This window comes from Pseudomonas sp. KB-10 (assembly GCF_018221585.1).
Lineage (GTDB): Bacteria > Pseudomonadota > Gammaproteobacteria > Pseudomonadales > Pseudomonadaceae > Aquipseudomonas > Aquipseudomonas yangonensis.
On sequence record NZ_QYYB01000003.1, the window covers coordinates 439,595 to 457,636 of the forward strand.

The 18,042-nt window shown below is 63.7% G+C and carries 19 protein-coding genes; 12 read left to right on the forward strand and 7 right to left on the reverse strand.

All coding sequences use genetic code 11. From position 1 onward, the window contains the following. Positions 1-229: 229 nt before the first annotated feature. Positions 230-1,294, reverse strand: a complete 1,065-nt coding sequence (locus DXK50_RS10640; RefSeq protein ID WP_461818729.1) for an SMP-30/gluconolactonase/LRE family protein — start codon at positions 1,292-1,294, stop codon at positions 230-232. A 127-nt stretch (positions 1,295-1,421) separates the two neighbouring features. Between DXK50_RS10640 and rnd the strand changes: the two genes are divergently transcribed. From rnd to DXK50_RS10665, 5 genes are all read left to right on the forward strand, one after another. Then, a complete protein-coding gene (rnd, locus tag DXK50_RS10645) occupies positions 1,422-2,555 on the forward strand; it encodes a ribonuclease D (RefSeq protein ID WP_212630285.1) in 1,134 nt (377 codons plus the stop codon). After that, complete coding sequence (locus DXK50_RS10650; RefSeq protein ID WP_024308684.1) at positions 2,552-2,845, forward strand: YcgL domain-containing protein; 294 nt, start codon at positions 2,552-2,554, stop codon at positions 2,843-2,845. The genes rnd and DXK50_RS10650 overlap by 4 nt, the downstream gene beginning before the upstream one ends. 3 nt (positions 2,846-2,848) lie before the next feature. Then, entirely contained in the window at positions 2,849-3,781 is a 933-nt protein-coding gene (locus DXK50_RS10655; protein WP_212630286.1) for a D-2-hydroxyacid dehydrogenase, read from the forward strand. Positions 3,782-3,865: 84 nt separating this feature from the next. Next, entirely contained in the window at positions 3,866-4,315 is a 450-nt protein-coding gene (locus DXK50_RS10660; RefSeq protein ID WP_161866315.1) for a YcgN family cysteine cluster protein, read from the forward strand. A gap of 101 nt (positions 4,316-4,416) precedes the next feature. After that, a complete protein-coding gene (locus tag DXK50_RS10665) occupies positions 4,417-5,643 on the forward strand; it encodes a hypothetical protein (RefSeq protein ID WP_161866314.1) in 1,227 nt (408 codons plus the stop codon). 237 nt (positions 5,644-5,880) lie between these two features. On the opposite strand, the gene DXK50_RS10670 is transcribed toward DXK50_RS10665, so the two are convergent. Further along, complete coding sequence (locus DXK50_RS10670; RefSeq protein WP_161866313.1) at positions 5,881-6,249, reverse strand: YajD family HNH nuclease; 369 nt, start codon at positions 6,247-6,249, stop codon at positions 5,881-5,883. A 75-nt stretch (positions 6,250-6,324) separates the two neighbouring features. Between DXK50_RS10670 and DXK50_RS10675 the strand changes: the two genes are divergently transcribed. Next, entirely contained in the window at positions 6,325-6,636 is a 312-nt protein-coding gene (locus tag DXK50_RS10675) for a hypothetical protein (protein WP_212630287.1), read from the forward strand. A gap of 77 nt (positions 6,637-6,713) precedes the next feature. Here the strand turns inward: DXK50_RS10675 and DXK50_RS10680 are convergent, their stop codons facing one another. Further along, positions 6,714-8,756, reverse strand: coding sequence for a S9 family peptidase (locus tag DXK50_RS10680; RefSeq protein WP_212630288.1), 2,043 nt, complete (start codon positions 8,754-8,756; stop codon positions 6,714-6,716). Between the two features lie 101 nt (positions 8,757-8,857). Here DXK50_RS10680 and DXK50_RS10685 point away from each other — a divergent pair, with 101 nt between their 5' ends. From DXK50_RS10685 to DXK50_RS10705, 5 genes are all read left to right on the forward strand, one after another. Further along, positions 8,858-9,331, forward strand: a complete 474-nt coding sequence (locus DXK50_RS10685; RefSeq protein ID WP_161866310.1) for an MFS transporter — start codon at positions 8,858-8,860, stop codon at positions 9,329-9,331. A gap of 62 nt (positions 9,332-9,393) precedes the next feature. Then, positions 9,394-9,840: an HIT family protein gene (locus DXK50_RS10690; RefSeq protein ID WP_212630289.1), complete on the forward strand. Its 447-nt coding sequence runs from the start codon at positions 9,394-9,396 to the stop codon at positions 9,838-9,840. A gap of 4 nt (positions 9,841-9,844) precedes the next feature. Beyond that, positions 9,845-10,618, forward strand: a complete 774-nt coding sequence (locus DXK50_RS10695; protein WP_024308676.1) for a class II glutamine amidotransferase — start codon at positions 9,845-9,847, stop codon at positions 10,616-10,618. Positions 10,619-10,622: 4 nt separating this feature from the next. Next, a complete protein-coding gene (locus tag DXK50_RS10700) occupies positions 10,623-11,147 on the forward strand; it encodes a DUF2937 family protein (RefSeq protein ID WP_212630290.1) in 525 nt (174 codons plus the stop codon). Between the two features lie 138 nt (positions 11,148-11,285). Next, complete coding sequence (locus DXK50_RS10705; RefSeq protein ID WP_212630291.1) at positions 11,286-12,353, forward strand: DUF2167 domain-containing protein; 1,068 nt, start codon at positions 11,286-11,288, stop codon at positions 12,351-12,353. A gap of 128 nt (positions 12,354-12,481) precedes the next feature. On the opposite strand, the gene DXK50_RS10710 is transcribed toward DXK50_RS10705, so the two are convergent. The 3 genes from DXK50_RS10710 to DXK50_RS10720 all read right to left on the reverse strand — a co-directional run bounded on the left by DXK50_RS10710 (position 12,482) and on the right by DXK50_RS10720 (position 15,878). Then, entirely contained in the window at positions 12,482-13,660 is a 1,179-nt protein-coding gene (locus DXK50_RS10710; RefSeq protein WP_212630292.1) for a vWA domain-containing protein, read from the reverse strand. Between the two features lie 148 nt (positions 13,661-13,808). Next, positions 13,809-14,654 (reverse strand): AAA family ATPase, encoded by an 846-nt coding sequence (locus DXK50_RS10715; protein WP_024308671.1) that lies wholly within the window; start codon positions 14,652-14,654, stop codon positions 13,809-13,811. A 144-nt stretch (positions 14,655-14,798) separates the two neighbouring features. Beyond that, on the reverse strand, positions 14,799-15,878 hold the full coding sequence (locus tag DXK50_RS10720) for a DUF748 domain-containing protein (protein WP_212630293.1): 1,080 nt from the start codon (positions 15,876-15,878) through the stop codon (positions 14,799-14,801). Positions 15,879-16,015: 137 nt separating this feature from the next. Here DXK50_RS10720 and cysK point away from each other — a divergent pair, with 137 nt between their 5' ends. Beyond that, a complete protein-coding gene (gene cysK / locus DXK50_RS10725) occupies positions 16,016-16,987 on the forward strand; it encodes a cysteine synthase A (protein WP_212630294.1) in 972 nt (323 codons plus the stop codon). Between the two features lie 122 nt (positions 16,988-17,109). Here the strand turns inward: cysK and DXK50_RS10730 are convergent, their stop codons facing one another. Then, positions 17,110-18,000 carry a DMT family transporter gene (locus DXK50_RS10730; RefSeq protein WP_212630295.1) on the reverse strand — a complete coding sequence of 297 codons (891 nt, stop codon included), beginning with the start codon at positions 17,998-18,000 and terminating at the stop codon, positions 17,110-17,112. Between the last annotated feature and the right edge of the window lie 42 nt (positions 18,001-18,042).

Consider the following 18,042-nt stretch of genomic DNA (forward strand, 5'->3'; position numbering starts at 1 on the left):
AGAAAGCCCCGGTTATCCGGTGATGGTATTCACATAAGGTTGTGCGCGCCTTGCTCCCCTCTCCCATTTATGGGCGAGGGGCTGGGGGAGAGGGCTGAAATCGCCGCGAGTCTGCCGGCCCCCCTCTCCGAACGCGGCCCGCCCTAACCCTCTCCCCAGAGGGGCGAGGGGACTGATCGCGCCCAACCGCTTAAGTGAACAGCATTACGGTCATCCGGGGCTTTTTTCGTCAGTGCAGTTCCAGGCGACCGATGCGGTCGTTGTCCAGACTACCGAAGTACAGGTAATCACCCACCGGCTTCACCGACGTGACCATGCGCAGATGCGTGCCGCTGGTGTCGTGCAGGCTGTGAACGATGTTGCCCTGTTCATCGAGTGCGATGGCGAAGCCGTAGGGGATCGCTTTCGGCCACAGCGCGCGCGGCAGCTTGGCCAGTTGCGCCTTGAGCCAGGGATGGCGATGAAGGAAGTCGGCGTCGGCCTTGCGCGGGGTGGGCAGCGCCACCCAGAAGGTGCCCTTGCGGTCGCCCTGCAGGTTGTCCGGCAGACCAGGCAGGTTGTCGATGAATATGTCGTGCTGGCCGGCCTTGTCGCCCTTGAGCCAGTAGCGGGTGATGCGGTAGCGATAGGTCTCGTTGACCAGCACGAAGTCCTCGTTCGCCGACAGCGCCACGCCGTTGGCGAAGTACAGGCCATCGAGCAGCACGCGGGTTTCGCCGCTGGCCGGGTTGTAGCTCAGCAGGCGTCCGTGCGGGCGTGCTTCGAGCAGATCGAGCAGGTAGTCCGGTTGCTGGAAGCGCGAGGAGGCGTCGCTGAAGTAGATGGTACCGTCGCTGGCGATATCCAGGTCATCGGTGAAGGCGAAGGGCAGGCCTTCGGCCTCGGTGGTCAGCACCTTGATCGCACCCTGCGGGTCGATGCTCAACAGGCCTTTGTAGGCGTCGGCGACGATCAGGTTGCCATCGGCATCGAAGTTCATGCCCAGCGGGCGGCCGCCGGTTTCGGCGAAGGTTTCCAGGCTGTCGTCTGCCAGAACGCGGACGATGCGCCCGTCATGCAGGCCGGCGTAGACGCGGCCCTCGGCATCTACGGCGGTATCCTCGGGGCCATGGACCTGGCCGCGCGCCAGCAGCTCGGCCTTCATCAGGGTGTCGTTGGGTTCCAGCACGCCAGTCATCGCCGGGGCCGGCGCCGCGTCCCAGGGCAGCGGATCGATCGGGCTGGGCGTTAGGGCCAGGTAACCAGCCGCTGCGGCCAGCAGCATGACGAGCAGGGCAAGCAGTTTCTTCAGCATTGTTGTTCTTCCGTGTCGGAGGTGGTGCGCGGCACAGATTACACAGTTCCGCTGATCGGCGGCAGGCCGCGCCCCGTGCGAAGGCCTGGGCATATATACTGCGCGGCATTGTTCATGGGAGAGCCGCGTGGCTAACGACATTCACTGGATTCTCGACGACGCCAGCCTGGCCGAGCATTGCGCCGCCTGGCAGGCATTGCCTTTCGTCGCGCTGGACACCGAGTTCATGCGCGTCGACACCTTCTACCCCATCGCCGGGCTGCTGCAGGTCAGCGGCGGCGACGGCGCCTATTTGATCGACCCCTTGCGCATCAGCGACTGGCGACCTTTCGCTGCGCTGCTCGAAGCGCCGAACGTGGTCAAGGTGCTGCATTCGTGCAGCGAAGACCTGGAAGTCTTCCTGCGCCTGAGCGGCAGCCTGCCGGCGCCGCTGTTCGATACGCAACTGGCGGCCGGTTATCTCAACCTCGGTTTTTCCATGGGCTACTCGCGCCTGGTGCAGGCGCTGCTCGATATCGAACTGCCCAAGGGCGAAACCCGCTCCGACTGGCTGCAGCGGCCGCTGTCCGAACTGCAGGTGCGCTACGCCGCCGAAGACGTGCTGCATCTGGTCGAGGTGTACCGTGCGCTGATGGCCCGCCTGGCGCCGCAGAAGGTCGAGTGGATACTGGAGGACGGTGCCGAACTGGTGGCCAACCTGAGCCGTGAAGTGGCACCGGAGGACGCCTGGCGCGAGGCCAAGCTGGCCTGGAAACTGTCGCGTCAGCAACAAGCGGTGCTGCGCGCCCTGTGCGCCTGGCGCGAACGCGAGGCGAGGGCGCGCAATCAGCCGCGTAATCGCGTGCTGCGCGAGCATTCGCTGTGGCCGCTGGCACGTACCCAGCCGGATAACCTGGTGGCGCTGGCGCGTATCGAGGACATGCACCCGAAGACCGTGCGCCAGGATGGCGAAACCCTGCTCAAGCTGATTCGCGAGGCCGCGGCACTGCCACCCGAGCAATGGCCCGAGGCCTTGCCCGAGCCGTTGCCGGTCGAAGCCTCGGCGCTGCTCAAGAAGCTGCGCGCCGTCGGCCAGCGCGAGGGCGAGCGCCTGGATATCGTGCCCGAGCTGATGCTGCGCAAGAAAACTTTGGAGGCCCTGCTGAAAAGCGGCTTTCCCAACGGCCCTTACCAATTGCCCGATTCCCTGCGCGGCTGGCGCCGGGAGTTGATGGGTCAGGCTCTTCTGGACTGCCTGGCCGCTGAAGGAGAATCCGCGTGAAACGCATCTGTTCCATCTACAAGAGCCCGCGCAAGAACGAGATGTACCTCTACGTGCTCAAGGCCGAGGCCCTGACCCGCGTGCCCGAGGGTCTGCTCGCGGTATTCGGCCCGCCCGCGCACGCCTTCGATCTGGTGCTCAGCCCGGAGCGCCAGCTGGCGCGGGAAGACATCGCCACGGTGCTGGAGAATCTCGATAAGCAGGGTTATCACCTGCAGATGCCGCCGCCCGAAGAAGACTACATTCAGCACCTGCCTGACGAGTTGCTGTGTCGTAACGACCCGGTTTGACGCATGCGCCTGCTGATCGCAGAAGATGATCATGTGTTCTATGCCGAACGCATTCGTAGCGCCTGTCCCGAACTGCAGCTGGTAGCCAGCACGCAGCCCGAACAGCTGCATACGCTCGCCAGCGAATGTGACCTGTGGTTGGGGCAGCCTGACCTGCTCGCGCCCTTGCTGCGCGCAGGGCTGCGTCCGCAGTGGCTGCAGTCGACCTGGGCAGGCATCACGCCGCTGCTGGCGGCGGGCCTGCCGCGTGATTATCGCCTGAGCCGCGCCGTTGGCATCTTTGGCCAGGTAATGGCCGAATACGTGCTCGGCCATATGCTGGCCCACGAGCGGCGTCTGTTCGCGCGGCTGGCGGCGCAGGTCGAGCAGCGTTGGGATCACAGCCTGCCGCGTAGCCTGCGTGGGCGCCGGGTGCTGGTGGTCGGCTGTGGCGATATCGGTCAGGCCGTGGCCACTTTTCTGCAGCCATTCGCTGTGGAGCTGCGTGGCGTTGCCAGCCATGCCCGAGAGCAGGCGCCTTTTGCCGAAGTGGCAGCCATGGACGGCTTGCCACGGCTGATCACCTGGGCCGACTACGTGATCAACCTGCTGCCGGACACGCCGGCAACCCGCGATCTGTACGATGCCGATCTATTGGCCCATTTCCGTGAAGAGGCCGTGCTGATCAACGCCGGGCGTGGCGTCGCGGTGGTCGACGCCGACCTGGTCGCCGCGCTCGAGCGACATCAGCTGGCGGGTGCAGTGATCGATGTGTGCCGCGAAGAGCCTCTGCCGCCAGGCCATCCGTTCTGGACGGCGCCGCGTCTGCTGCTCACCGGTCACAGCTCGGCGCCCACCGATCCGGCGCTGATGAGAGACTTGTTCATCGACAACCTGACGCGCTGGAAAACGGGAAAGCCGCTGCGTGGTGAAGTGGATTTCGCCCGCGGTTACTGATGCCGTTGGGCCAGGGCCGCTTGGCCGCACCTGCCGCGCGAGCTAGACTGCCGCGCTTTTTTCACCTGAGTCCATACTGCTCTCATGGCCGCCAACCTCGAACCCTTCTGGAAACGCAAGACGCTCGCCCAGCTCGACCCGGGCGAGTGGGAATCGCTGTGCGACGGTTGCGGCCTGTGCTGCCTGCAGAAGCTCGAGGACGAGGACGACGGCGCCGTCTACTACACGCGTATCGCCTGCAAACTGCTGGACCTGCAGAGCTGCCGGTGCAGCGATTATCCCAACCGGGTCAAGCATGTGCCCGATTGCATCCAGCTCACGCCGGCGCAGGCCGATCAGTTCCAGTGGCTGCCGCCGACCTGCGCCTATCGTCTGGTCAGTGAAGGCAAGGATCTGCCGCACTGGCATCACCTGGTGAGCGGTGATCCGGATGCGGTGCATGCCGAGCGGATTTCCCAGTCGGGACGTATGCTCAGCGAGAACAGCGTGGCCGAAGAGGACTGGGAAGATCATCTGATTTTCCGGGCGGGTTGATTGCCGCGCAGCTTCGTGGCAAATCTGTCTTCCGCCCATGGAATTTGCTCTGTGGCGCGGCGGTCATATGCCGCCATGTCACGCATCAGGAGTGTTGCTCGATGTCCCTTCGCTTGCCGTTGTACGCGTCTCTGCTGCTTCTGAGCCTGCCGGCCGTTGCCGCCGCGCAGAAGGTCGATCTGGATTACCACGTGCGCTTTCTGCCCGAGAGCAATCAGGCCGAGGTCAGCATCACGCTGGAGAAGGGCGAGCGCGTGCGTAGCCTCGATTTCAATCTTGGCGAGGACGGACGCTTCAGCGACTTCAAGGCCGATGGTCAGTGGTCGCAGGAGGTTGCCGGGCGAGGCAAATGGCAACCGGGCGAGGGCAAGAGCGTGCTCAGCTATCGTGTGTTGATCGACAACGAGCGCAAGCCCGGCCGTTACGACGCCAGGATGACCGAGGACTGGGCGCTGTTTCGCGGTGATGATCTGGTGCCCGCGGCCAGGCTCGATCAGCGTGACAAGACCGAGCTGGTAGCGCGCCTGCAATTCGAGTTGCCCAAGGGCTGGAAGAGCGTGGAAACCGGCTGGCCGCGCATCGGCAAGAATCGTTTTCGTATCGACAACCCGCAGCGCAAGTTCGATCGCCCGACCGGCTGGATGCTCGCCGGCAAGCTGGGTACCCGCCGCACGCGCCTGGGTGATACCGAAGTCGCCATTTCCGCGCCGGTCGGTGAGGGCATGCGGCGCATGGATATCATGACCTTCCTGACCTTCGTCTGGCCGCAGATGCAGCAGGTGTTCCCGCGTGATCCGGACAAACTGCTGATCGTCGGTGCTGGCGATCCGATGTGGCGCGGCGGCCTGTCGGCGGCCAACTCCTACTACATGCATGCCGACCGTCCACTAGTCAGCGAGAACGGCACCAGTTCGCTGGTGCATGAGCTGGTGCATGTGTTCGGCCGGATCTATGGCCGTGATCGCAGTGACTGGATCGCCGAAGGCCTGGCCGAATACTACGCCATCGAATTGATGCGCCGTGCCGGTGGCATCAGCGAGGACCGCTATCAGAAGATCCGCGAGCAGTTGATTCGCTGGAGCAAGCCGGTCAACAGCCTGCGCACCGACAATGCCAGCGGCCAGGTCACCGCCCGTGCCGTGCTGCTGTTGCAGGAGCTGGACCGGGAAATCCGCCAGAAGACCAAGGACAAGGGCAATCTCTCGCTGGACGACGTCACCCGTGGGCTGATGCGTCTGGACCGGGTCAGCACCAAGGACTTCGTCGATATTACCGAGAACGTCATCGGCGGCCCGTCGAAGACCCTGGACACACGCTTGCTGCGTTGAGTCCTGGTGCAGTCTTGTAGGAGCGGCTTCAGCCGCGAATTGCGAATGAATTCGTTCCTACAGGGCCGTGACGCCTGATCCCGCTGCCGGGGACGTTCCGCAGCGTTGAGAGCCGCCAAGCATGACGCGCAGCTGTCCACGCGCGACCTGGTTGACCTCGGATTGGTGCACGCTACCGACTCCGTAGGAGCGGCTTCAGCCGCGAATCGCGAATGAATTCGCTCCTACTGTCCGCGGTCAGTCCTTTTTAGCGTCCGCCTGGCCGAGCAGTGCGGCCAGGCCTGCCAGCCCCTTGTGCGTGACCTTGCTGCCGGAGCCCGCGCTGGCGGCCTCTTCCTTCTGGTAGTGCAAGTCGACCTGACGCTGGTGTTCGTTGTCGTGGCAGTACAGACACAGCAGCTCCCAGTTGGAGCCGTCTTCCGGGTTGTTGTCGTGATTGTGATCGCGATGATGCACGGTCAGCTCGCTCAGGCGCTTGCCGCTGAACTCGCGGCCGCAGCGGCCACAGATGTGTGGGTACATGCGCAGCGCCTTTTCCCGGTAGCTGGTTTCGCGGCGTTGCTGGGCTTCGGCGAGAATCTTGTCGAGCTTGCTGGTCGGATTCATGGAGCGATTCGCTGGAACGTTGGTGGGCAGGTGTTGCCAGAATAGAACGAAAGCCTGTCGAGCAGGAGAGCCATCATGCGTATCCCCATTCTTGCCGCGATGATCCTGGCGTCCAGCTTCGCCACGCTGGCATGGGCGCAGCAGCCCATGCGCATGCCGTCAGCTCCGGAGCCCGGCTCGCCGGGCACGGCGACGCCACAGCCCTATGGCCAGCCCTCTACCGCAGTACCGATCAAGCGCCAGGGATCGGCGCCCCTTCTTCCGCCGCCTCAGGGCCAGCCCCTGCCCGGTGCGCCTCGCTCCAACGGTGATCAGCCGATCCCGCAACTGGACGAGCAGATACGCCGCAACAGCCAGGGGCTGGAAGGGCAGCGCAAGCAGGACTGAGCGTCGTTTTCCTGCAGGAGCGGCTGGCGCATTCCGCTTCAGCCGCGATGCTTGGGCAATCGCGGCTGAAGTCGCTCCTAGGCGTGCGCTATCCCGAGCACACGGAACAGGAACGCATACTCCAGCGCCACATCCCTGATGCCCTGATAACGCCCACTCATGCCGCCGTGGCCTGCGCCGAGGTCGGTCTTCAGTAGCAGCAGGCTGTCGTCGGTCTTGTCGCGGCGCAATTTGGCCACCCACTTGGCGGCTTCCCAGTACTGCACGCGGCTGTCGTTGTAGCCCGCCACGGCGAGAATCGCCGGATAGGCCTGGGCGCGCACATTCTCGTAAGGCGCGTAGGCCTTGATGCGCTCGAAGACCTCGGGCTGGTTCGGGTCACCCCATTCGTCGTACTCGGTCACGGTGAGCGGCAGGTCCGGGTTGAGCATGGTGTTGAGCACGTCGACGAAGGGCACTTCGGCAATGGCAGCGGCGAACAGCTCGGGGCGCTGGTTGAGCACAGCGCCGATCAGCAGGCCGCCGGCGCTACCGCCGCTGATCGCCAGCTGCGAGGCGGTGGTAAGACCTTCGGCGATCAGGCGTTCGGCGCTGGCGATGAAGTCAGTGAAGCTGTTCTGCTTGTGCGCAAGCTTGCCGGCGCGATACCAGGCTTCGCCCATCTCGCCGCCGCCGCGTATGTGGGCGATGGCGAAGACGAAGCCGCGGTCGAGCAGGCTCAGGCGCGCATGGGAGAACCAAGGGTCAAGGCTCGCGCCATAGGCGCCATAGCCGTAGAGATAGAGCGGGGCCGGCTGGCCTGCGGCGAACACCTCGCGGCGCGCCACCAGGCTGATCGGGATCTGCGTACCGTCGGCTGCGCTGGCCCAGAGACGACGGCTTTCATAAAGGTCGGCATCGAACGGGCCTTCTACCGGCGTCTGCTTGAGCACCTGCTGCGCACCCGTGGCCAGTTCCAGCTGACGTACCTGGGCGGGGCGGTTCAGCGCTTCGTAGCGCAGGCGAATCACCGGGCTGTGAAACTCCAGGCTGTCCTGCACATAGAGGCTGTAGGCCGCATCCGGCAGCTGCACGCGGTATGCCATCTGGCCCTGCGGCTGCACTTCGAGGATCGGCAGGCCACCTTCGCGCAGCGCCAGGACGATGGCGCGCTGGTTCAGCGTGGCACCTTCTAGCATCACCTGCGGGTCATGTGGACGAATCTGTTGCCAATGCGCGCGCTGCGGCTTGCCCTCGGTGGCGCGGTACAGCGCGAAGTTGATCCCGCTCTGGTTGCTGCGGATCAGCCAGCACCACTCGCCGTTGAGCATGCCGTGGTCGACGTCGTACTCGTGATTTTCCTCGCGGGGCGCCAGGCAGGTGAAGGCGTCTTGCGGGTTATGGGCGTCCAGCACCCAGACTTCGCTGGTGGTCTTGCTGCCCAGTTGCAGAATCAACTGGCGCTCGGAGCTGGAACGATAGCAATGCAGGAAGAAACGGCCATCTGTCTCCTCGAATACCGCTTCGGCTGCGGCCTCGCCGAGGCGGTGACGATAGAGCTTGTAGGGGCGGTGGGTGTCGTCCAGTTCGGTGAAGAACAGCGTCTGGCTGTCGTTCGCCCAGGTCATGCTGCCATCGCAGTCGTCGAAGGGCAGCTCGCTGATCTGGCCGCTGCCCAGCTCCTTGACGAACAGGCGGTAGATCTCGTCGCCGCTGCTGTCGAGGCTGTAGGCCAGGCGTTGCTGGTCGGGGCTGATGCTGAATGCACCCACGGAAAGAAAGCCGCCACCGGCCAGCTCGTTGGGGTCGAGCAGCAGCGTTTCGCTGGCGCTGTCGACCTGCAGCGAACCATCGGCAGGGCGACGGCAGCGATAGTGCCGTGGATATTCGTCACCAGCGGTGGTGCGCTGGTAATAGAGGTAGTCGCCCCAGGGCGTGGGCAGCGACAGGTCGGTCTCGCGGATGCGCCCCTTGATCTCCTCGAACAGCTGCTCGCGCAGCGCCTGCTGTGGCTCCAGTACGCTCTCCAGATAAGCGTTCTCTGCCTGCAGGTACGCCAGCACCTCTTCGCTGTCGCGGTTCTCCAGCCAGCGATAGGGATCGTTGCCGGCTTGCTGGTGGGCGATGGGGGCAGAGGACATGGCGAAACTCCAGATCGGCCTGGCCGGCAAGAGCGCCGAGCCGGGTAAAAACCGCTATCATAAGCGCCCCTTTGCCAGACCTGCCACGCCGGCGCCTGCTTATGATGAATGAAAACGACTACCTCATGGCCTGGGCGGCCTACGGGATTGCCGCCCTGGGTTGCCTGTTGGTATGGATGCGCCTGACCAGCTGGATGTGGCGCTATCTGCGCGAGCCACTTGCCGTGCTGGTGGCGGTATTGCTGTTCAGCCCGACCATCGTCGACCCGACGCGTGAGCTGTTCGCACCAGCACTGGCGGTTACCGCCATGGACGTTTTGCTCAAGGTCGGCAACAACGCCTGGCGCGCCGTGGCCGATCTGGCGCTCTACAGCCTGATCGCGCTTGCCGTTTACCTGCTGTTCGTCGCCATTCGCTGGCCCATCGAGCGATGGTGGAAGAACCGCCATGGCCAGGCGGCCGCCGAGCCTGACGAAGACCCCCGTACTCTGCGCGAGCGCATGGAAGAGGACGACGATCTACCGATTCGCGATTACGGGCGCGATCGCAGCGGTCGTATGGAACCGCGTATCTGATTTGCCCCTTGCGCCTGCAGGTCCGTGCGTTCAGCATGATGACCTTGCGCAAGGGAGGCCCGATGGATTGCGTGTTCTGTGCCATTGCCGAGCGACGGCTACCCGCTCATCGACTTTACGAGGACGATGATTTCATCGTTCTGCTGGATATCTTTCCCATGCGTCCGGCCCATGTGCTGATCGTCAGCCGCCTGCATGCGCCGTTTCTGCGTGACCTGCCTGTGCCGGTTCGTGAGCGCCTGCTGACCTTGTCGGAACGCGTGGCCGGTGCGCTGCGTGAGGCGGGCTACGGTGTCAACGGCATAAACCTGCTGATCAATGATGGCCCGGACTCCAACCAGCACGTGCCTCATCTTCATTTACACCTGATTCCGCGTCGGCCGGGCGACCTGCCGGCGCTGCTATGGCGACTGCTGGTGCGTTTTCTGCCGCAGGGCCGCAAGCGACTCGAAGCGCGTCTGCAGGACGAAGCCGAGCGCCTGCGTCTGATCCTCGGCAAGGAGAATTGATTCGATGTGCGAATTGCTCGGCATGAGCGCCAATGTACCCACCGATATCGTCTTCAGCTTTACCGGGCTGATGCAGCGCGGCGGCCGTACCGGGCCGCACCGCGATGGCTGGGGTATCGGTTTCTACGAGGGGCGTGGCCTGCGTCTGTTCCAGGACCCGCGGGCGAGCAGCGAGTCCGAGGTCGCGCAACTGGTGCAGCGCTACCCGATCAAGAGCGAGGTGGTGATCGGCCACATTCGCCAGGCCAATGTCGGTCAGGTTTCACTGGTCAATACCCATCCTTTCAGCCGCGAGCTATGGGGACGCAACTGGTGTTTCGCGCACAACGGTCAGCTCGCTGGTCTGCAGGGCTCCACCAGTTTCTATCGACCGGTGGGCGAGACCGATAGCGAAGCCGCCTTCTGCGACCTGCTCAACCGCGTGCGGCGCGCGTTTCCCGAGCCGGTCTCGGTGGAGGTGCTGCTGCCGGTGCTGGTGGCAGCCTGTGCCAGCTACCGCCAGCTTGGCGTGTTCAACTGCCTGCTCAGTGATGGCGACTGGTTGTTCAGCTTCTGCTCGACCAAGCTGGCGCATATCACCCGGCGTGCGCCTTTCGGCCCGGCGCAGCTCAAGGACGCCGATCTCAAGGTGGACTTCCAGTCTGAAACCACACCCAACGATGTGGTGACGGTCATCGCCACCGAACCTCTGACCGACAACGAACAATGGTCGCTGTACCAGCCGGGCGAATGGCGCCTGTGGCGCCGCGGCGAAAGCATCACTCACGGCAAGGCCTGATCCCATGCTTAGAAGCTACCTGCGTCTGACGCTGTTCGCCTTCGGCCTGTTGCTCGGCGTACAGGTGCCGGGCTTCATCGATGATTATGCCAAGCGGGTCGAAGCGCACCGTCTGGAATCGCAACAGAGTCTCAAGGGTTTCCAGGAAACCGCACAGAAATTCTTCAAGGGCGACATGGACGCGCTGGTGGCGCACTACCGCGTAAGCGACGACCCGGTGATGCGTAGCGACGCCAAGAGCGTCGGGCACCTGGTACAGCGCTCGGCCTTGCTCGAGCGCGAGTGGCAGGCCATGCAGGGGCCCTGGTACGCCCAGGCCTGGCACCTGGCGACTGGCGCCGATCACGAGCTGTTCCAGGAAACCCTTCGGGCGTACCGCTATCAGGTATTGTTCACCCCGGATGCCATCCTCTGGGGTGTGATCAGTGCGTTGCTGCTGGCCTGGCTGGCGGAACTGCTGGTGCTGATGTTCGGCTGGCTGTTCGGGGCAGGGCGGACCAGACGCGCTCAGCAGCGCCACTGGCGCTGAATCGGTCAGCCCGCGAGCGTTCCTAGGCGCAAGCCGAAGGGGGCAAAAGGTGCGCTGGTTCGCCAGATGTGCAGGCAGGGTATGTTAATGTAATACCGCGTTACATTTATCCCAAACCCCTGTAGCACTGGAGTTTCCATGTCGATCAAGGATTCGATCCTGGCAGCCGCGCTGGCTGCCGTTCTTCCGCTCACGTCCGCTGCATACGCCAATCCCGAGACCGAGCCTGAGAGTGCTGCGGTCAGCGAGGAGGTCACCGAGGGTGACGATTCGGCGCAGTACATCAGCCCCGAAGAATTCGTTGCCAGCCTGGAGTTCAAGACCGGGCGAGTGGTGATCGGCAACGATCTGGCCACCCTCAACCTGCCCGATTCGCTGGTATTCCTCGATGGCCAGAATGCCCAGCGCCTGCTGGTCGATGGCTGGGGCAACCCGCCGGACGATGTTCCGCCGCTGGGCATGATCCTGCCGGCCGGAGTATCACCGCTGGCCGAGGAGTCCTGGGGTGTCACCGTCGAATATGAAGACAGCGGTTATGTGTCCGACGAGGACGCCGCCGACATCGACTACGGCGACATGCTCAAGGACATGCAGGCCGACATGCGTGAGGCCAACACCTGGCGTGAAGAGAATGGCTACGAGCCGGTTCAGCTGGTCGGCTGGGCCGCTGCGCCACGCTACGATGCCGAGGGCAAGAAGCTGCACTGGGCCAAGGAGCTGAAGTTCGGTGACAGCGAGACCAACACCCTGAACTACAACATCCGCGTGCTGGGCCGTAAGGGTGTGCTGGTGCTGAATTTCGTCGCCAACATGGATCAGCTTGCAGAGATCGAGGCCAACGTGCCGGCCGTGCTGGCAGCCACCGAATTCAACCCAGGCCAGCGCTATGCCGAATTCGATCCGGACCTGGACACCGTAGCCGCTTACGGCCTGGGCGCGCTGGTAGCCGGCAAGGTGGCGGCCAAGACCGGTCTTCTGGCCATGCTGCTGGTACTGCTGAAGAAGTTCTGGTTCATCCCGGTGGTGGTGATCGGCTGGCTGTTCAAGCGTATCGGCCTGAGCAAGAAGGACACCGCGAGCGAAGAATCGAGTGCACCGGCTGCTCCTGTGGCAGCGCCAGCCGAGGCCAAGGTCGAGGAGCCGGTACAGGCCCCGGCGCAGACGGTGATGGACCTGAACAAGCCGGACGACGCGGACAAGCGTTGAGCTCGAATCTCGCGTAGCCTGGATGCAATCCGGAGCCGAGGTTCATAAGTACCCGGATTGCATCCAGGCTACAAAAACGCCGCGAATCCTTAACCGGATTCGCGGCGTTTTTTGTTGCGGCTCTAGCCTTACTTGGACAGATACTTCATGCCGTCTTCCAATCCCTGCAGGGTCAGCGGGTACATGCGATCTTCGATCAGCTCGCGTACCAGATTGGTGGAGGCGGTGTAGTTCCAAGTGTCCTTGGGGTAGGGGTTGATCCAGATGATCTTCTTGAACTTCTCGGTGAAGCGCTTCATCCAGACGTAGCCGGCTTCCTCGTTCCAGTGCTCGACGCTGCCGCCGGCCTGGGTGATTTCGTAGGGCGCCATGGCCGCATCGCCGACGAACACCACCTTGTAGTCGGCGCCGTACTTGTGCAGCAGGTCCATCGTCGAGGTGCGTTCGCTGGTGCGACGCATGTTGTTCTTCCACACGCTCTCGTAGATGAAGTTGTGGAAGTAGAAATATTCCAGATGCTTGAACTCGGTCTTGCAGGCGGAAAACAGCTCCTCGCAGACCTTGACGTGGGCATCCATCGAGCCGCCGATATCCAGCAGCAGCAGGAGTTTGACCGTGTTGCGCCGTTCCGGGCGCATCTGGATGTTGAGCAGGCCGCCGTCTTTCGCCGTGTGGTCGATGGTGCCGTCCAGATCCAGCTCTTCGGCAGCGCCCTGGCGGGCGAACTTGCGCAGGCGGCGCAGCGCCACCTTGATATTGCGCGTGCCCAGTTCGACCTGATCGTCGAGGTTCTTGTATTCACGCTGATCCCACACCTTGGCGGCCTTGCCCTGGCGCTTGCCCGCATCGCCGACGCGGATGCCTTCCGGGTTGTAGCCGCCGGAGCCGAACGGGCTGGTGCCGCCGGTGCCGATCCATTTGTTGCCGCCGGCGTGCTTCTCTTTTTGCTCTTCGAGGCGCTTCTTGAATTCCTCGATCAGCTTGTCGAGGCCGCCCAGGCTCTGGATCTGCGCCTTTTCCTCGTCGGTCAGCAGGCGCTCGAACTCCTTGCGCAACCACTCCTCGGGGATCATCGCCTCGATGTGCTGGTTGAGGTTCTCAAGGCCGTTGAAGTAGGCGCCGAAGGCACGGTCGAACTTGTCGAAGTGACGTTCGTCCTTCACCAGGATCGCGCGCGCCAGGTAATAGAACTCGTCCATGTCGGCGAACACGACGTTGTGCTTGAGCGCGTTGATCAGGTCGAGCAACTCGCGCACCGACACCGGCACCTTGGCCGCACGCATTTCGTTGAACAGGTTGAGCAGCATGGCTGCGGGTCTCCCGGTGATGCACGAACGGTTCCCTCTCCCATTCATGGGAGAGGGTTAGGGAGAGGGGCCTTTCAGGCCGTATCGACGCAGCCGGCTACCCTCTCCCCCCGGCCCCTCTCCCGCAAGCGGGAGAGGGGAGACAAGCCTAGCGGCTAGCGCGGCGGGTCATGAAGGCCAGGCGCTCGAGCAGTTGCACATCCTGCTCGTTCTTCACCAAGGCACCGGCCAGCGGCGGGATGGCCTTGGTCGGGTCGCGCTCGCGCAGCACGGCTTCGCCAATGTTGTCGGCCATCAGCAGTTTGAGCCAGTCCACCAGTTCGCTGGTCGAGGGCTTCTTCTTCAGGCCCGGCACCTTGCGCACGTCGAAGAACACATCCAGCGCCTCGGCCACCAGCTCGCCGCTGATGTTGGGGTAGTGCACGTCGACGATCTTCTTCAGGGTCTCGCGATCCGGGAAGGCGATGTAGTGGAAGAAGCAGCGGCGCAGGAAGGCGTCCGGCAGTTCCTTCTCGTTGTTCGAGGTGATGATGATGATCGGGCGCTGCTTGGCCTTGATCGTCTCGTTGGTCTCGTAAACGTAGAACTCCATCTTGTCGAGTTCCTGCAACAGGTCGTTGGGAAACTCGATGTCGGCCTTGTCGATCTCGTCGATCAGCAGGATCACGCGCTCGTCGGACTCGAACGCCTCCCACAGCTTGCCCTTCTTGATGTAGTTGCGAACATCGTGGACCTTGTCGGAGTCGAGCTGCGAGTCGCGCAGGCGGCTGACCGCATCGTATTCATACAGGCCCTGATGCGCCTTGGTAGTGGACTTGATGTGCCAGGTGATCAGGCGGGCAGAGAAGGCCTCGGCCAGTTGCTCGGCGAGCATGGTCTTGCCGGTGCCCGGCTCACCCTTGACCAGCAGCGGGCGTTGCAGGGTGATGGCGGCGTTGACCGCGAGCTTGAGGTCGTCGGTGGCGACGTAGGACTGGGTGCCTTCGAACTTCATCGGAAAATCCTCGAAACGGTAACGCGCGGGCCGGCCCGCAGCAGAAATTCAGAGCGCGACTATAACGCGCAGCTCCGGTGGCTGTGAACGCAGACGCAGTATTCAGTCACTGAATGGGCGGTCACCGCTGCTTTCGGCTACAGCTCAGCTGCCGTCCTGCTGAGGTGGCGGGCGTTCGTAGCGGGGCGTGAAGGCTTCGACGAAACCATTGCGCAGGATGCCGATGAAGGCCTGGAAGGCGCTGATATCCTGCTGGCGCGTGCTACCGCTGAGTTCGACACGGGTGGCGATCTGATCCTGACGCTGGTTCTTCAGGACCTTCTCGCTGCCACCGACCAGAGCCTCCCATATCGAGCGCAGAAAGCCCTTGTCCTGGTCTTCCACGTCCTGCTGCCAGTCAAACACCTCGACGTTGCGTAACAGCGGCTTGATGTAGCCACTGAGCTGAGCATCCTCGGCGGAGGCTTCGACTACCAGATCGCCATTGCCGCTTTTGAAGTCGAACTTGCCATAGGCGTTGGCCAGGTCGTTGAGGCGCGTTAGCTCGATACCGGTGGCGCGTACGCGGAACTCGAAATCCTCGAAGTTGTGAAAGGGATCGAACACTGCCGTGGCTTCCAGTGGCGCGTGATCGAGCAGTTGCGCCGTGCCCTCGAAACGGGCGACGCGATCGCCCTGTTCGTCGGCCACGTTGGTCAGGTTGTAGAGGCTGGCGTCGATCGCATTGGCATGCAGCTTCACCGGTGGTGCGACGCTGAAATTGTAGAAGCCCAGCGTACCGTCGAGTACGCGCACTTCGTTGAGGGTGATCGGCAGCAGCTTGTTCAACTGCTCGCGCCAGTCGACGCCTTCACCGGTCTGGGTGTCATCGCTGTTTTGCCCGTCGACGAAGTTCACTTGCGGCCGGTCGAAGATCACCCTGGCCACCACGGCCCGCTCCTGCCACAGCTCGCGCCAGCTCACAGAAATATCGATGCGCGGCGCCTCGACGAACGGCACTGGCACCTGCTGCTCGGCCTTGACGATGTTCAGGCCGTTGATGCGATAGGCGCCGCGCCAGAGCGCGATGTCGATGTCTTCGATCTGCCCGCGGTAGTTGCCCATGTTCGCGAGCTTGTCATTGAGGTAGTCGCGAATGACGTAGGGCAGGGCGACGTGCAGCACCACCAGCAGCGCGAGCAGGCTGAGGCAGATCCACAGCGGCAGGCTGTAACGGCGTTTCATCGGGTGTATCCGTCAGGTCTGATTCTCCACAGGTTGACTGCGCTAGCCGGGGCAGAGTTCGACCTTCCTGACGCTGGACGCGATGATTCATCAGGCATAGGCTGGTGAGCTCCGCAACGACAAGGAATCGATGCACCATGAGCCGCATTTTCGCAGACAACGCCCAGGCCATCGGCAATACACCGCTGGTGATGATCAACCGTCTGGGTCCGAAAGGCGTGACCATCCTGGCCAAGATCGAGGGCCGCAACCCGGCGTATTCGGTCAAGTGCCGTATCGGCGCCAGCATGATCTGGGACGCCGAGGAGCGCGGTGTGCTCAAGCCGGGCATGACCATCGTCGAGCCGACCTCCGGCAATACCGGCATCGGCCTGGCGTTCGTCGCTGCCGCGCGCGGTTACAAACTGGTGCTGACCATGCCGGCCTCGATGAGCCTGGAACGGCGCAAGGTGCTCAAGGCGCTCGGTGCCGAGCTGGTGCTGACCGAGCCGGCCAAGGGCATGAAGGGCGCGATCGAGAAGGCCAACGAGCTGGTCGCCGCCAATCCTGACTATTACCTGCCGCAGCAGTTCGAGAACCCGGCCAACCCGTCCATCCATGAAAAGACCACCGGGCCGGAGATCTGGCGCGACACCGAAGGTGCTATCGATGTGCTGGTGGCTGGCGTTGGTACCGGCGGCACCATTACCGGCGTTTCGCGTTACATCAAGCAGACTCAGGGCAAGCCGATTCTGTCGGTGGCGGTGGAGCCGGTGGGCTCGCCGGTGATCAGCCAGACCCTGGCGGGTGACGAGGTCAAGCCGGCACCGCACAAGATCCAGGGCATCGGCGCCGGTTTCGTGCCGAAGAACCTCGACCTGGCGATGGTCGATCAGGTCGAGCAGGTCAATGACGATGAGGCCAAGACCATGGCCCTGCGCCTGATGCGCGAGGAAGGCATTCTCTGCGGGATTTCCTGCGGCGCGGCGATGGCCGCGGCGGTGCGTCTGGCCGAGAAGCCGGACATGCAGGGCAAGACCATCGTGGTAATCCTGCCGGACTCCGGTGAGCGCTACCTGTCGAGCATGCTGTTCAGCGATCTGTTCACCGAGCAGGAGCTGCAGCAGTAAAGCGGCAGGGCTAGGGTGGATCGATGAAGCGCGATCCACCCTACGGCTTGGCCTGACCGCCAGTCCGTAGCCCGGATGCAATCCGGGGATTCACGCCGCCTGCGCCCCGGATTTCATCCGGGCTACGCTCTGCTCACGCTCGGCCTGACCACCAGCCACAGGGCCAGGGCGATCAACAGGCAGCCGGGCAGGTAGTCCCAGCTCAGGGGCTCACCCAGCAGCAGGGCACCCCACAGCACGCCGAATGGCGGGATCAGAAAGGTCGTGGTACTGGCCCTGATCGGTCCGATATCGGCCAGCAGGCGGAAGTACAGCACGTAGGCGAACGCCGTACAGAGCAGACCGAGACCGGCCAGCGACAGCCACACCTCCATGCCACCCCAGCTTGGCGGTGGCTGCAGCGCCAGGCTGCCGGCGAACAGTGGCAGCAGGAACAGGCTGGCCCCGACCAGGCTGGCGAAGGCGGTCAGGCGGTTGTCCAGGCCGCCCTGCTGGCCGATCCAGCGCCGGGTGAGAAAGCCGGCGAAGCCGTAGCAGGTGGTGGCCACCAGACAGGCACCTGCGCCCAGCAGCAGGTCGAGATCGAAGGCCACCGGGCCGGTACGGGTCAGCACCGCCACGCCGAGCAGGCCGAGAAACACGCCCGCCGCCTTGCTCGGGGTGATGCCTTCATGGAAGAACAGCGCGCCGATCAGCACGCCCATCAGCGGCGTGGTGGCGTTGAAGATCGCCGAGTAACCGGCGGGCAGGATCAGCGCCGCCAGGCAGTACATGGCTGAAGGCAGCCCGGCGTTGATCACGCCCAGCCCCAGGCAGATGCGCAGCTTGCCGCGAAAGTCCCAGTCACTGCGCAGCAGCACAAGCACGGCGAGCAGCCCGAGTGCGCCGAAGCTGGCGCGAAAGAAGGCGGTCGGCATGCTGCCCAGCACCGGTGCGGCAACGCGCATGAACAGGAAGCTGGCGCCCCAGATGGCAGCGAGCAGCAGCAGGCGAAGCAGATCGGCGGTACGCACGGCGAAGCATCCAACAGGGTGGGGGCGAGAGTGTTGCCGCTG

Excerpts from the sequence above, each read along its gene's own strand:
- DXK50_RS10640 (WP_461818729.1), bottom strand. The coding sequence starts at position 1,294 with ATGCTGAAGAAACTGCTTGCCCTGCTCGTCATGCTGCTGGCCGCAGCG.
- DXK50_RS10655 (WP_212630286.1), top strand. The coding sequence starts at position 2,849 with ATGCGCCTGCTGATCGCAGAAGATGATCATGTGTTCTATGCCGAACGC.
- DXK50_RS10660 (WP_161866315.1), top strand. The coding sequence starts at position 3,866 with ATGGCCGCCAACCTCGAACCCTTCTGGAAACGCAAGACGCTCGCCCAG.
- DXK50_RS10665 (WP_161866314.1), top strand. The coding sequence starts at position 4,417 with ATGTCCCTTCGCTTGCCGTTGTACGCGTCTCTGCTGCTTCTGAGCCTG.
- DXK50_RS10670 (WP_161866313.1), bottom strand. The coding sequence starts at position 6,249 with ATGAATCCGACCAGCAAGCTCGACAAGATTCTCGCCGAAGCCCAGCAA.
- DXK50_RS10675 (WP_212630287.1), top strand. The coding sequence starts at position 6,325 with ATGCGTATCCCCATTCTTGCCGCGATGATCCTGGCGTCCAGCTTCGCC.
- DXK50_RS10680 (WP_212630288.1), bottom strand. The coding sequence starts at position 8,756 with ATGTCCTCTGCCCCCATCGCCCACCAGCAAGCCGGCAACGATCCCTAT.
- DXK50_RS10685 (WP_161866310.1), top strand. The coding sequence starts at position 8,858 with ATGATGAATGAAAACGACTACCTCATGGCCTGGGCGGCCTACGGGATT.
- DXK50_RS10690 (WP_212630289.1), top strand. The coding sequence starts at position 9,394 with ATGGATTGCGTGTTCTGTGCCATTGCCGAGCGACGGCTACCCGCTCAT.
- DXK50_RS10695 (WP_024308676.1), top strand. The coding sequence starts at position 9,845 with ATGTGCGAATTGCTCGGCATGAGCGCCAATGTACCCACCGATATCGTC.
- DXK50_RS10700 (WP_212630290.1), top strand. The coding sequence starts at position 10,623 with ATGCTTAGAAGCTACCTGCGTCTGACGCTGTTCGCCTTCGGCCTGTTG.
- DXK50_RS10705 (WP_212630291.1), top strand. The coding sequence starts at position 11,286 with ATGTCGATCAAGGATTCGATCCTGGCAGCCGCGCTGGCTGCCGTTCTT.
- DXK50_RS10710 (WP_212630292.1), bottom strand. The coding sequence starts at position 13,660 with ATGCTGCTCAACCTGTTCAACGAAATGCGTGCGGCCAAGGTGCCGGTG.
- DXK50_RS10715 (WP_024308671.1), bottom strand. The coding sequence starts at position 14,654 with ATGAAGTTCGAAGGCACCCAGTCCTACGTCGCCACCGACGACCTCAAG.
- DXK50_RS10720 (WP_212630293.1), bottom strand. The coding sequence starts at position 15,878 with ATGAAACGCCGTTACAGCCTGCCGCTGTGGATCTGCCTCAGCCTGCTC.
- cysK (WP_212630294.1), top strand. The coding sequence starts at position 16,016 with ATGAGCCGCATTTTCGCAGACAACGCCCAGGCCATCGGCAATACACCG.